This window comes from Burkholderia sp. L-4 (genome assembly GCF_056856535.1).
The window spans coordinates 2,839,393-2,852,092 of record NZ_JBXEOX010000001.1; the positions used below are offsets into that span (position 1 = coordinate 2,839,393).

Sequence of the window (12,700 nt, forward strand, 5' to 3'; positions counted from 1 at the left end):
CTTTCCGCCAGGAGATCGACCATGAAGCAAGTTGTCCTCGTCACCGGTGCGTCCAGCGGCTTCGGCCTGCTCAGCGCGTCAATCGCGCTCGCAGAACCGCAGGATCGCGTCCGCGACGGCCGCCGGCGCCTCGCGCTGCGGAAAGTGTCCGACCGAGTCCAGGATCTGCCGCTCGTAGCGGCCGGCGAAGAACCGTTCGCGCCCGGCTGAGCTGTCCGGATGGTTGCAGGTGTCCGCGCCGCCGTGCAGCACGAGCGTCGGCAGCGACAGCACGGGCGCCGGATTCAGCCGCGCATCGTCGTCGGCATAAGCCGGCGCGCCCGGCGCGAAGCCCCAGCGATGCCGGTACGAATGCAGCACGACGTCGATCCAGTCGGGACCGTCGAACGCGGCGGCCGCCGCCTCGAAATCGCCGTCGCGATACCAGCCGGCCGGCGACCACGTGTCCCACATCAGGCGGGCAAACGCGCGGCGATCGTCGCGCAGCGCCTGCTCGCCGCGCGGCGTCGCCATGAACCAGTGATACCAGTAGTTGCGCGCCTGCTGCAGCGACAGCGGCTGGCGTGGATCGTTGGTGCCGTACCCGACCGACAGCATCACCAGATGCGACGCGGCGCCGTCGCGCAGCCCGCACGCGTTCGCGACCGCGCGTGCGCCCCAGTCGTGCCCGACCAGCACGGGCCGCGCGACGCCGAGCGCATCGACGAATTCGAGCAGGTCGCGCCCGAGCGCCGCGAGCTGGCCGCTGCGCGGCACGGATGCGTCGCGAAAGCGCGTCGGCGCGAAGCCGCGCAGCGCGGGTGCCAGCACGCGGTAGCCGCGCGCGGCAAGCGCCTCGGCCACCGCGGCCCAGCCGACGGGGCTGTCCGGCCAGCCGTGCAGCAGCACGGCCACGCGCTCGCCGCGCGGGTTCCATTCGAGATAGGCAATATCGAGCGACGCGGTCGTCGCATGCATATAGGTCGTCATCGTGTACTCCGTTGGGCCAGCCTGAGCGCACGATGGTAGGCCGGCATTTCATCACGATTCACGGAGTATCATGATTCATTCCTTGAATTTCACGTTGAATCGACCGATGGAACCGCCGACCGACCCCGCATCGACCGCGCTCGACATCACGCTGCTGCGTACCTTCCTCGAAGTCGTCGACAGCCGCGGGTTCGCACCGGCCGCCGACCGCCTCGCGCTCACTCCGTCGGCCGTCAGCGGCCACATCAAGCGGCTCGAACAGGCGGCCGGCACCGTGCTGCTGGCGCGCACGACGCGGCGCGTCGCGCTCACGCCGGCCGGCGACACGCTGTACGCCTACGCGCGCAACATCGTCGACATGGAGCGCGAAGTGCGCGCCCGGCTGCGCGGCGCGCCGGCGCACGGGCCGCTGCGCATCGGCGCGTCGGAGGACTTTGCCGGGGCGTGGCTGCCGCAGGTGCTGCGCGCGTTCCGCGACCGCCACCCGCGCACGTCGATCGAGCTGAAGGTCGGGATCACCGCGTCGCTGCTGCGCGAACAGACGCTCGGCCGGCTCGACGTCGTATTCGGCAAGCAGTGCCGGCAGGTCGATACACCGGGCGAACTGCTGTGGGAAGAACCGCTCGTGTGGGCCTACGCGTCGGATCGCGCGCTCGACGCGGACGGCGAAGTGCCGCTCGCGCTGTTTCCGCAGCCGTGCGTCTATCGCGAAGCGGCCGTCGCGGCGCTCGCCGCCGCGCTGCGGCCGTTCCGCGTACGGTTCGAGAGCAGCAGCATGGCCGGCTGCGTGTCGGCCGCGCTCGCCGGCTTCGCGGTCACCGCGCTTGCACGCAGCCAGCTGCGCGACGGCCTGCGCGAATGCGGGCCGCGGGACGGGCTGCCCGCGCTGCCGGCCGCGCGCTTCTATGCGTTTGCCGCGAAGCCCGACGGCCCAGGCGCGGCATTGATCGACGCGGTGCGGGATGCCGGGCGCGACAGGCGATTCGCGGCACCGGACGGCTGAAACATGCGCGACGGCGGCCGCGCCACCCGGCTGCCGTCAGTCGCCTTCCGTGCCCGGCCCCACCGCCGTCCCCGTCAGCGCATCCGTCATCAACTCGCCGAACCACTCGACGAACGCATTGAGCCGGCGCGACCGATGCCGGCGATGCGGATACACGGCCGACACGTCCATCGGCGCGGCGCGGTGGCCGGGCATCACGTCGACGAGCGCGCCGCTTTCCAGCAGATGCTCGACGTCGAACTGCGGAATCTGGATCAGCCCCATGCCGGCAATGCAGCCGGCGATGTAGGTTTCCGCATTGTTGACGATCACGCGGCTCGGCAGCGTCAGCATGTGCGTCTGCCCGTCGACGCAGTACTCCCATCCGAGCTCGCGCCCCGTCGTCGGCGACGAATAACCGATCGCCCAGTGCCCGTGCGCGAGCGCATCCGGATGCTCGGGCACGCCGCATTCGCGCAGGTAGTCGGGACTCGCGCAGTTGATCAGCGTGAACTGCCCGAGCGGCCGCACGACAAGGCTGCTGTCCGCGAGCCGCCCGACGCGGATCGCGCAGTCGACGCCCTCCTGCACGAGGTCGATCGAGCGGTCGGTCGAGCCGAGCGACAGTTGCAGCTTCGGGTAGCGGCGGAACAGCGACGGCAGCGCGGGCGCCACGACGCGGCGCGCGATCCGGCTCGGCACGTCGACGTTCAGCCGTCCGACGACGTCGCGGTCGCGGCGGCGGAACAGGCGGTCGAGTTCGTCAGCCTCGGCGAGCAGGCGCCGGCCGCGCTCGAGCAGCAGCGCGCCGTCGGCGGTGAGCTGCACCTGGCGCGTCGTGCGATGCAGGAGGCGCGTGCCGAGCCCCGTCTCGAGCTGCTGGACGGCCGCCGACACGGTTGCGCGCGGCACGTCGAGCGCGTGCGCGGCCTTGATGAAGCTGCCCATTTCGGCAACCTGCAGGAAGATTCTGACCTGATCCAGCTTGTCCATCGGCGGGGGAACGTAGGTTCGGACGGCGGTCGCCGCCAGCCGCCGCCCATCGCGGCACGGTCCGGCGGCACAACGAAAACGGGCGCGCGGCCTCGCGGCTGCACGCCCGTTCATTGTCCACGCAAACGCGCCATTGCGGTGCGCCGCGCGGCGCGTGAACGGCCCGGTTACTTCGTGGTGTACCCGCCGTTGATCAGGATCGTCTGGCCCGTGATCCACCAGCCGTCGGTGACGAGATGGCGGATGAACGGCACGACGTCCTCGATGTCGGTCAGGCCGGTCTTGCTGAACGGCGACAGCGCGGCCGCCGTCTTGTGATACGCGACCGCGTCGGCGCCCTCGGCCGGATAGAAGAACGGCGTATCCATCGGGCCCGGCCCGACGGCCGTCACCGAGATCCCGCGGGCGCCGTATTCCTTCGACGCCGCGCGCGTGAAGTGCTCGACCGGCGCCTTCGACCCTTCGTACGCCGCATAGAACGGCGTGAACGCGCCGAGCAGCGACGTCACGAGCGTGACGAGCTTGCCGTGATCCTCGAGATGCCGCCCGGCTTCCTTGATGAAGAAGAACGCGGACTTGCTGTTGACCGCGAACATCTCGTCGTACTCGGCCTCGCTGATCTCGGTGAACGGCTTCTTCAGCACCTTGCCGACCGTGTTGATCGCGATGTCGATCTTGCCGAAGCGCTGCTTCGCGTCGTCGAACAGCTTCTCGACCGCGGCGGCCGTCGTCAGGTCGCCCTGGAACGTCGCGGCTTCCGCGCCGGCCGCGCGCACGGCGGCGGCCGTTTCCTCGGCCTGGGCCTGCGACGCCGCGCTGTTGTAGTGAATCGCCACCGCCCTCGCGCCGTGGCCGGCCAGATCCCGGGCGATCAGGCCGCCGAGATTCTTCGCGCCGCCTGCGATCAGGACGACCTTGTCTGCGAGCGTATGAGTTGCCACGGTTGACTCCTTTTTCGTTGAGCGAAGCTAGGAGTGTAGGCACGTGCCACGCGCGGGTCAGCCGGTCGCGGCTGGATGGATTATCCAGAAAACCGATCCAATCCGGACGCAAATCCGTGGTCTGCCGTACCGACGGCGGCACCGGATCATGCTTGCGAAGGCCGGCGCTTCAGCGCGCGTAAAGCGCCGCGTCGATCTTGCCGAGCAGCCACTGCATGCCGGCCAGATGCTGCTGGTCGTGGCTGCACAGGTAGTGGACGAGCCCGCGCACGGTCAACGGACCGTAGCCTTCGAACTCGCCGGTGCGCTCGAACTGCTCGGGCGTGAGGCGCGACAGCAACTCCAGCGTTTCGCGTCGCGCGTCGCGGATCGCCGCGAGCACGTCGGACGCGTACGCATCGGTGTAGCGGCGCTCGATCGCGAGCGCGTCGCCGTCGAGCGACACGAGCAGCGGCCGGTCTTCGTCGAGCATCCGCCGCAACCGCACCTGATAGCCGTCGATCTCGATGTCGCGCACGTGGCAGAGCTGCCCGAGTGGCGAGAAATGCTCGCTCGGAATCCCGGCCCAGTCGTCGGGTGTCCAGCGCGCATAGCCGTCGGGCACGGCCGCGAAATGCGCTTCGAGTTGACGGGGGAAATCGGCGAGTGCATCGAGCGTCGTCGGATTCATGCGGGAAACTCCCTGTCGGATAAGGGCGACGACAACCCTGGCACGGGCCTGCCGCCGCCGTTGCGTCACTTCACGCTGAAGCCGTACGCGCCCTGCGTGCGGTGCCCGTCGGTCGCGACGGCCACCCATTTCACCGTATAGGCACCGGCGCCGACTGCCGCGAGCGGCACCGTCATCCGCTTGCGGTTCGACGCGTCGATGCGCGCACGGCCGTCCGACACCGTCTTGCCGCCGCCGTCGACGACGACGATCGAGCTGAATGCCGGCTCCAGCGGCTCGGTGAAGTCGATCGTGACGGCAGCCGGCGCGGTGGCCACCGCCGCGCCCACCGCCGGATCGCTCTTCGCGAGATGCGCGTGCGCGAAAGCAGCCGACGAGACGGTGGCGGCAATGATGACGGCGGCCGCCTGGCGACCGAACGGGAATGAATCGAAACGCATGGACTTTCCGTGAAGCATGAACGGGTGCCGCACCCCGCGCGGCGTTCCGGCAGCTTACCAGCGCAGGCGCGTTCATGCCGGTCATCCGCCGCCGCTTGATAGAATGCGCGCGCTATGGATCTCGAAAGCATTCTCTACACCCAGGGTTTCGGCTCGCGCCGCCAGTGCCGCGGCCTGATCGAAGCGGGCCGCGTCGCCGTCGCGGGCACGGCCGCGACCGATCCGGACGCCACCTTCGATACCGACGGCCTCGTATTCGAGGTCGACGATACGGCGTGGCCGTTCCACGAACGCGCGTATCTCGCGCTCAACAAGCCCGCCGGCTACGAATGCTCGCGCGATCCGCAGCACCACGCGAGCGTGTTCAGCCTGCTGCCCGCGCCGCTCGTCGCGCGCGGCGTGCAGTGCGTCGGCCGCCTCGACCAGGACACGACCGGCCTGCTGCTGCTGTCCGACGACGGCCAGTTCGTGCATGCGTACACGTCGCCGAAGCGCAAGGTGCCGAAGACCTACGTCGCGACCGTGCGTCACCCGCTCGACGACGCGCAGTTGAACGCGCTGCGCGGCGGCGTGCAGCTGCACGGCGAGCCGAAGCCGATCGCAGCCGTCGCCGCCGACGCGCGCGACACGCACGCGCTCGCGCTGACCGTCCTCGAAGGCAAATACCACCAGGTCAAGCGCATGGTGGCGGCGGCGAGCAATCGCGTCGAATTGCTGCACCGCGAAAGCATCGGCGGCTTCACGCTGCCGGACGATCTCGCGCCGGGCGCGTGGCGGTGGCTCGACGACGCCGACCTTTCAGCGCTGCGCAATCCCGTCAAAACCCTGTAAGGGAAAATCCGCACGACCGTTCGGTGCTCGGCCGCGTCTGGGCCGCAGGTTCCCCCGCTATACTGAAATCACAAGCTGCACGAGCAGCGATGCAGGGGAGACATCATGAACCTCAACCATTCTTTCGAACTGTCGTCGGTGATGATCGCGTTCGCGGTCATCGGTGTCATCGTGATCGGCGGCCTGCTGGCCATGATGCACATGAAGCACAAATATCATCCGAACCTGATTGGCGCACTGATCGGGGCGCTGCTGTGCTTCCTGCTGATCGAGGCGTTACCGGCGCTGACCTGAGGCGCTGCCCGGCGCGAGCGTTTGAAGGAAATCGTCTACGGTCGGATAGCGCAACGTCACGCACAATTCGGCCTTGAGCCGTGCGTTGGACAGGCGTCGCGACTCCCGCATGAACGACAGCAGCGTCGGTTCGAGCTGGCGTTCGGCGTCCGCGCGGCTGACGCGCGGCGGCCTCGGCAGGCCGAGCACCCGCGCGACCCGGTCGAAATACTCCCCCATCCGCAGTTCGCTGTCGTCCGACGCGTGCACGGCGCGCGCCGGCCTGCCGCGCTCGGCCGCGCGGCGCAGGATCGCCGCGAGATCATCCGCGTGGATGTGGTTCGTGTAGACGTCGTCGGCCGGCTCGAGCGCCGGCGTGCCGCGCTCGAGCCGCGCGACCGGCAGGCGGTTCGCCGCGTAGATACCGGGAATGCGCACGATGCGCGCGGACAGCACGCCGCGCACCGTCGCCGCACGCAGTTGCCGCTCGGCCGACACGCGTCGGAACGCGCGCGGATTCGCGGGGCGCAACGGCTGCGTTTCGTCGATGCGCGCGCCGCCGCAGTCGCCGTATACGCCCGTCGTGCTCGCGTAGACGAGCCTCGGCGCGCGAAGGCCGTCGGGTACAATACGCGCTCCCCGAACGGGTGCGCCGGCCTGCCGTGCAGCGGTGCGCAGCGTTCGGAGCCGGCCGACCGCCGGTGCCGGCGGGGTCGCTGGCCGACGCGCGGGCATGGACGTTGCGGCGATCAGCGCACGCGTGCGCCGGTCGTCACGGCCGTCGGCCTGCGGCGGTGCGAGATGCAGGATCGTGCGAGCGAGACCCGCGAGGCGGCCGAGCGTCGCCCGGCGATCGAGGTCGCCGACGATCGGCGTCGCGCCCGCGGCCCGCAGTTCGTCGCGGCGGGCCGGGTGGCTCGTCAGCGCGAAGATCCGCAGGTTGCGGCGCGTATCGCGCCATTGCGCGACGCAGCGCATGCCGACGTCGCCGCAGCCGACGATCAGTGCGCGCGGCCGGCGCAGGATTCGTGTCGCGATCATGTTGGTTGCGAAATCAGTAGCGGCCGTTGCGCGACGCGCAACGGTCTTGCATTGTAGCTGCCGTGCGCGACATGCACGGTCCCCCCATTTTGTTCTAGTTTGGTTCTATGGCATTCAACGTCACTCTCAAGCAAAGCGGCCGGCAATTCCAGGTCGAGTCGGACGAAACCGTGCTGGCTGCCGCGCTGCGCCAGAACGTCCATCTGCCGTACGGCTGCAAGAACGGCGCATGCGGCTCCTGCAAGGGCCAGATCGTGTCGGGCCAGATCGAACAGGGCCCGCACGCCGCATCGGCGCTGTCGAACGACGAACGCACGCGCGGCCTCGCGCTGCTGTGCTGCTCGAAGGCCCAGTGCGATCTCGAAATCGACGTGCGTGAAATCGCCGGCGTCGACGGCGTGCAGGTCAAGAAGCTGCCGTGCCGGATCGCCGCGCTCGAACGCAAGGCCGACGACGTGATGGTCGTGAAGCTGCAACTGCCGGCCAACGAGCGCCTCCAGTACCTCGCGGGCCAGTACATCGAGTTCATCCTCAAGGACGGCTCGCGCCGCAGCTACTCGATGGCGAACGCGCCGCACGAGGAAGGCCCGATCGAGCTGCACATCCGCCACATGCCGGGCGGCAAGTTCACCGACCACGTGTTCGGCGCGATGAAGGAGCGCGACATCCTGCGCTTCGAAGGCCCGCTCGGCACGTTCTTCCTGCGCGAGGACTCCGACAAGCCGATCGTGCTGCTCGCGTCGGGCACGGGCTTCGCGCCGATCAAGGCGATCATCGAGCATGTGAAGCACTCGGGCATCACGCGCCCGATGACGCTCTACTGGGGTGCCCGCCGCAAGAAGGACATCTACCTCGACGAACTCGCCGAGCAGTGGGCACGCGAGATCCCGAACTTCAAGTACGTGCCGGTGCTCTCCGAGCCGGACGCCGGCGATCAATGGACCGGCCGCACGGGCTTCGTCCATCGCGCGGTGATCGAGGACCTGCCCGATCTGTCGGGCTACCAGGTGTATGCGTGCGGAGCGCCGGTCATGGTCGAATCCGCGCAGCGCGACTTCACGCAGCACCACGCGCTGCCGGCCGACGAGTTCTACGCGGACTCGTTCACGAGCGCCGCCGACCTCGCGCATCCGGTCTGAGCGGCGGGCCCGCCCGCGTCCCGCGCCGCACGCCGCGATGTCACATTCGCGGCATCGCGGCGGTTTACAGTGAGGCGCGGGATGCCTTATGCTTGCGCACATGAACTGCTTCCTGTCCACCCTTCGACGTCGCCGCTCGCCGCTCCGCCCGGATGCCGCCGGCTCGTCACGGACTCGCGCGTAACCCACACCGCTTCACCGGTTACGCACAAGCTGTTCGAACCCACCAGCCACGGCCTTCCGTGGCTTTTTTATTGCCTGTTTCCCTTTCAACGTCCGCTGGAGTCTGCTGCCATGCCCCTGAACGATTTTCCGATCGACTCGCTGATGTACATCACGAACCGCCCCGACATCGTGTTTACCCACGGCAAGGGTTCGTGGCTCTACGATCACACGGGCAAGCGCTATCTGGACTTCATCCAGGGCTGGGCCGTCAACAGCCTCGGCCACTGCAACGACGGTGTCGTCGAAGCGCTGAAGACGCAGGCCGAAAAACTGCTGAACCCGTCGCCGGCGTTCTACAACGAACCGATGGCGAAGCTCGCGGGCCTGCTCACGCAGCACAGCGTGTTCGACAAGGTGTTCTTCACGAACAGCGGCGCGGAAGCGAACGAAGGCGCGATCAAGCTCGCGCGCAAGTGGGGCCGCAAGTTCCGCAACGGCGCGTACGAGATCATCACGTTCGACCACAGCTTCCACGGCCGCACGCTCGCGACGATGTCGGCGAGCGGCAAGCCCGGCTGGGACACGATCTACGCGCCGCAGGTGCCGGGTTTCCCGAAGGCCGAGCTGAACAACATCAACTCGGTCGAGAAGCTGATCACCGACAAGACCGTCGCCGTGATGCTCGAACCGATCCAGGGCGAAGGCGGCGTGATTCCGGCGACGCGCGAATTCATGCAGGCGCTGCGTGCGCTGACGAAGCAGCACAACCTGCTGCTGATCGTCGACGAAGTGCAAAGCGGCTGCGGCCGTGCGGGCACGCTGTTCGCGTACGAACTCGCCGGCATCGAACCGGACATCATGACGCTCGGCAAGGGCATCGGCAGCGGCGTGCCGCTCGCGGCGCTGCTGTCGAAGGCCGATGTCGCGGTGTTCGAGGCCGGCGACCAGGGCGGCACCTACAACGGCAACCCGCTGATGACGGCGGCCGGCTACTCGGTGATCTCGCAGCTCGTCGCGCCCGGCTTCCTCGAAGGCGTGCGCGCCCGCGGCGAATACCTGAAGCGCAAGCTGCTCGAGCTGTCGGAGGAGCGCGGCTTCGAAGGCGAACGCGGCGAAGGCCTGCTGCGCGCGCTGCTGCTCGGCAAGGACATCGGCCCGCAGATCGTCGAGAAGGCGCGCGACATGCAGCCCGACGGCCTGCTGCTGAACGCCGCGCGGCCGAACCTGCTGCGCTTCATGCCCGCCCTGAACGTGACGACCGACGAAATCGACCAGATGATGGCGATGCTGCGGTCGATCCTCGACACGCTCTAAGGAGACCGCCGCGATGGATGCCGCCGCCGATGCTGTCGCAATCCGCCCGTTCGACCGCGCCGATACCGATGCCGTGCTCGCGGTATGGCGCGACGCGTTCCCGCAATACGACGAAGCCGATGCGCCGCCGCACCGCGATCCGCTGCGATCGATCGCGCTGAAGCTCGCGACGCAGCCGGAGCTGTTCTTCGTCGCGACCAGCGGCGCGCGCGTCGTCGGCACGCTGATGGCGGGTTTCGACGGACATCGCGGCTGGCTCTACTCGTTCGGCGTCGCGAACGACGTGCGCCGGCTCGGCGTCGGCCGCGCGCTGATCGCGCATGCGGAACGCGCGCTCGCCGCGCGCGGCTGCCTGAAGATCAATCTGCAGGTACTGCCCGGCAACGACGACGCGTGCCGCTTCTATGCGGCGCTCGGTTATCGCGTCGAGGAGCGCATCTCGTTCGGCAAGACGCTGCCGGCGGCGTGATGCCGGCGGCAGCGGCCCCTCTCAGCGCGTGATCGGCCCCGCGCCCGGCAGCGGATTGCCGAGCGCGTCGGTCGGCACGGCCTGCTGCTCGAACGCCGCGAAATACGCGGCCCACTGCGACGCGCTCACGCGCACGATCAGGGCGCCGTCCTGCCACACGTCGTTGTGGTCGTTATGGTCGTCGCCCGCGCGATGCAGATAGTTCGAGCCCGTCGAGCCCTGGTTCATGTGCGTGTCGTGAATGCCGTTGCCTTCGTTATAGGTACGGCCGAACACGACGACGTCGAGGCCCTGCGACTGCGCGGCGTTCACGAGCCGCAGCAGCGACGGAATCGGCTCCGGATTCTCGGTGCCGTCCATCACCGCACTCGCGCGCCACGCACCCGTCTCGTTCAGGATGTCGCTGCGCAGGTAGTCCAGTGCCGGCAGCGCGGCCTGCCCCGTGAGGTCGGTGTAGCCTTCGGCCGCGGCCGCGAGCGTCTCGGTGACGGGATGGTGGAAATCGTAGACGAGCTTGTAGTTCAACAGGTCGTCCGCATCGCTGGTGCCGACGTTGATCGCGACATCCCAGTCGCCCGACGGCAGCGCCAGCGTCAGGTGGATGTGATACTGGATCTCGATGCCGTGCGGCGAGCCCTTCAGCTTCGCCACCGATGTCACCTTCGCCTTCACGAAACCGTAGTCCAGACTCATGCGTGCTCTCCGTGTTCGGATGGACCGTCGATGCTACGCGGCCCGTGTGTCGGTTTGCGGGCGACCGGCTGCGGGCGACCGGCTGCGCTCCATCATGCCCGCGCCGCATGCGCACCGCACCCGTCGAATGGAGTCGCGTCCGCGCACACAGTTCGGCACGAATCGCACAACACGAAAAAAAGGCTGTCACGGCATCCCGTGACAGCCTTTCGACAGCCCTGGCACAACGCACGCGGCATCTGCCGCCGCGCGTCACCGGGCCTGCGCCTTCTCTCGCTTACTCGCCCAGATACGCAGCGCGCACCTTCGGATCGTCGAGCATCTGCTTCGCGTCGCCTTCCATCGTGACCGTGCCCGAATCCATCACGTAGCCGCGGTCGGCCGCCTGCAGCGCGAGGCGCGCGTTCTGCTCGACGAGCAGCACCGTGATGCCCTCCTTCGAGATCTCGCGCACCACTTCGAAGATCTTCTCGACCATGATCGGCGACAGACCCATCGACGGCTCGTCGAGCAGCAGCAGCTTCGGCTTGCTCAGGATCGCGCGCGACATCGCCAGCATCTGCTGCTCGCCGCCCGACAGCGTGCCCGCGAGCTGCGACGCACGCTCCTTCAGCCGCGGGAAGAAACCGAACATCCGGTCGACGTCCTTCTTGATCTGCTCGGTGTCGTTGCGCAGGTACGCGCCCATCTGCATGTTCTCGATGATCGACATCCGCGCGAAGATCCCGCGGCCTTCCGGCACCATCGCGAGGCCGCGCTTGAGCAGCTCGTGCGGCGGAATGCCCTTGATCGACTTGCCGTCGTACTCGATGTCGCCCGCCGAGTACGGCTTCAGGCCCGTGATCGCCTTCATCGTCGTGGTCTTGCCCGCGCCGTTCGCGCCGATCAGCGTCACGAGCTCGCCCTGACGGACTTCCATGTCAACGCCCTTGACGGCCTGGATGCCGCCGTAGTTGACCTGCAAGCCCTTGATTTTCAACATTGCCGCTGCCATCAGTGCACCCCTGCGCCGAGATATGCCTCAATCACCTTCGGATTCTTCTGCACGTCCTGCGGCAGACCCTCGGCGATCACCTTGCCGTAATCGAGCACCGTCATCCGGTTGCACAGCCCCATCACGAGCTTCACGTCGTGCTCGATCAGCAGGATCGTGCGGCCGTCCGAGCGGATCTTGTCGAGCAGGCGCGTGAGTTCGACCTTCTCGGTCGCGTTCATCCCGGCCGCCGGCTCGTCGAGCGCGAGCAGCTTCGGATCGGTGGCCAGCGCGCGCGCGATCTCGAGACGGCGCTGGTGGCCGTACGACAGGTTGCGCGACGTGTAGTCCGCGTACTGCAGCACGCCGACGTACTCGAGCAGCTCGATCGCGCGTTCCTTGATCTCGCGCTCTTCCTGGCGCTCGGCCGGCGTCTGGAACACCGCGCCGAGCAGCCCGTGCTTGGTGCGCACGTGGCGGCCCACCATCACGTTCTCGAGCGCCGTCATGCCGCCGAACAGGCGGATGTTCTGGAACGTACGCGCGATGCCGGCCTTGGCCACCTGGTGCACGGCCGTCGGCGTGTAGTTCTGGCCGTCCAGCTTGAAGTCGCCGGAATCCGGCGTGTAGAGGCCCGTGATCACGTTGAAGAACGTCGTCTTGCCGGCGCCGTTCGGGCCGATCAGGCCGTAGATCTCGCCTTCCTTGATCTGCAGGCCGACGTCTGACAGTGCCTGCAGGCCGCCGAAGCGTTTGTTCACGCCCTGCACGGACAGTCGGATTTGCTTGTCGCTCATGTGTATATCC

At 68.2% G+C, this 12,700-nt stretch carries 15 protein-coding genes; 6 read left to right on the forward strand and 9 right to left on the reverse strand.

Going from position 1 to position 12,700, the window contains the following annotated elements:
* Positions 1-78: 78 nt before the first annotated feature.
* Positions 79-969 (reverse strand): alpha/beta fold hydrolase, encoded by an 891-nt coding sequence (locus AC1VVG_RS13245; RefSeq protein ID WP_034186291.1) that lies wholly within the window; start codon positions 967-969, stop codon positions 79-81.
* A gap of 106 nt (positions 970-1,075) precedes the next feature.
* On the opposite strand from AC1VVG_RS13245, the gene AC1VVG_RS13250 reads away from it, so the two are divergent.
* The gene (locus AC1VVG_RS13250; protein WP_482835736.1) at positions 1,076-1,972 is read left to right on the forward strand and encodes a LysR family transcriptional regulator; all 897 of its coding nucleotides are present in this window, start codon (positions 1,076-1,078) and stop codon (positions 1,970-1,972) included.
* A 36-nt stretch (positions 1,973-2,008) separates the two neighbouring features.
* On the opposite strand, the gene AC1VVG_RS13255 is transcribed toward AC1VVG_RS13250, so the two are convergent.
* From AC1VVG_RS13255 to copC, 4 genes are all read right to left on the reverse strand, one after another.
* Positions 2,009-2,944, reverse strand: coding sequence for a LysR family transcriptional regulator (locus AC1VVG_RS13255; RefSeq protein WP_482835737.1), 936 nt, complete (start codon positions 2,942-2,944; stop codon positions 2,009-2,011).
* A 167-nt stretch (positions 2,945-3,111) separates the two neighbouring features.
* Positions 3,112-3,885, reverse strand: a complete 774-nt coding sequence (locus AC1VVG_RS13260) for an SDR family oxidoreductase (protein ID WP_482835738.1) — start codon at positions 3,883-3,885, stop codon at positions 3,112-3,114.
* Between the two features lie 169 nt (positions 3,886-4,054).
* On the reverse strand, positions 4,055-4,555 hold the full coding sequence (locus AC1VVG_RS13265) for a DinB family protein (protein ID WP_034186295.1): 501 nt from the start codon (positions 4,553-4,555) through the stop codon (positions 4,055-4,057).
* 65 nt (positions 4,556-4,620) lie between these two features.
* Positions 4,621-4,995, reverse strand: coding sequence for a copper homeostasis periplasmic binding protein CopC (gene copC / locus AC1VVG_RS13270; protein ID WP_482835739.1), 375 nt, complete (start codon positions 4,993-4,995; stop codon positions 4,621-4,623).
* 114 nt (positions 4,996-5,109) lie between these two features.
* Between copC and AC1VVG_RS13275 the strand changes: the two genes are divergently transcribed.
* Both AC1VVG_RS13275 and AC1VVG_RS13280 read left to right on the forward strand, forming a co-directional pair.
* Positions 5,110-5,826, forward strand: coding sequence for a pseudouridine synthase (locus tag AC1VVG_RS13275; protein WP_049032542.1), 717 nt, complete (start codon positions 5,110-5,112; stop codon positions 5,824-5,826).
* 105 nt (positions 5,827-5,931) lie between these two features.
* Positions 5,932-6,120 carry a hypothetical protein gene (locus AC1VVG_RS13280; RefSeq protein WP_034186298.1) on the forward strand — a complete coding sequence of 63 codons (189 nt, stop codon included), beginning with the start codon at positions 5,932-5,934 and terminating at the stop codon, positions 6,118-6,120.
* Here the strand turns inward: AC1VVG_RS13280 and AC1VVG_RS13285 are convergent.
* Positions 6,103-7,140, reverse strand: a complete 1,038-nt coding sequence (locus AC1VVG_RS13285; protein WP_034186299.1) for an NAD-dependent epimerase/dehydratase family protein — start codon at positions 7,138-7,140, stop codon at positions 6,103-6,105. The genes AC1VVG_RS13280 and AC1VVG_RS13285 overlap by 18 nt on opposite strands.
* A 107-nt stretch (positions 7,141-7,247) precedes the next feature.
* On the opposite strand from AC1VVG_RS13285, the gene AC1VVG_RS13290 reads away from it, so the two are divergent.
* From AC1VVG_RS13290 to AC1VVG_RS13300, 3 genes are all read left to right on the forward strand, one after another.
* A complete protein-coding gene (locus AC1VVG_RS13290) occupies positions 7,248-8,279 on the forward strand; it encodes a CDP-6-deoxy-delta-3,4-glucoseen reductase (RefSeq protein WP_482835740.1) in 1,032 nt (343 codons plus the stop codon).
* 294 nt (positions 8,280-8,573) lie between these two features.
* Entirely contained in the window at positions 8,574-9,758 is a 1,185-nt protein-coding gene (locus tag AC1VVG_RS13295) for an acetylornithine transaminase (protein WP_034186301.1), read from the forward strand.
* Positions 9,759-9,771: 13 nt separating this feature from the next.
* Positions 9,772-10,227 carry a GNAT family acetyltransferase gene (locus AC1VVG_RS13300; RefSeq protein WP_034186302.1) on the forward strand — a complete coding sequence of 152 codons (456 nt, stop codon included), beginning with the start codon at positions 9,772-9,774 and terminating at the stop codon, positions 10,225-10,227.
* Positions 10,228-10,248: 21 nt separating this feature from the next.
* Here AC1VVG_RS13300 and AC1VVG_RS13305 read toward each other — a convergent pair whose 3' ends face one another.
* The 3 genes from AC1VVG_RS13305 to AC1VVG_RS13315 form a co-directional block, all read right to left on the reverse strand.
* On the reverse strand, positions 10,249-10,920 hold the full coding sequence (locus AC1VVG_RS13305) for a DUF2278 family protein (RefSeq protein WP_482835741.1): 672 nt from the start codon (positions 10,918-10,920) through the stop codon (positions 10,249-10,251).
* Between the two features lie 277 nt (positions 10,921-11,197).
* Positions 11,198-11,914: an ABC transporter ATP-binding protein gene (locus AC1VVG_RS13310; protein ID WP_034186304.1), complete on the reverse strand. Its 717-nt coding sequence runs from the start codon at positions 11,912-11,914 to the stop codon at positions 11,198-11,200.
* The gene (locus tag AC1VVG_RS13315; RefSeq protein ID WP_034178806.1) at positions 11,914-12,690 is read right to left on the reverse strand and encodes an ABC transporter ATP-binding protein; all 777 of its coding nucleotides are present in this window, start codon (positions 12,688-12,690) and stop codon (positions 11,914-11,916) included. Before AC1VVG_RS13315 ends, AC1VVG_RS13310 begins: the two co-directional genes overlap by 1 nt.
* Positions 12,691-12,700: the final 10 nt, after the last annotated feature.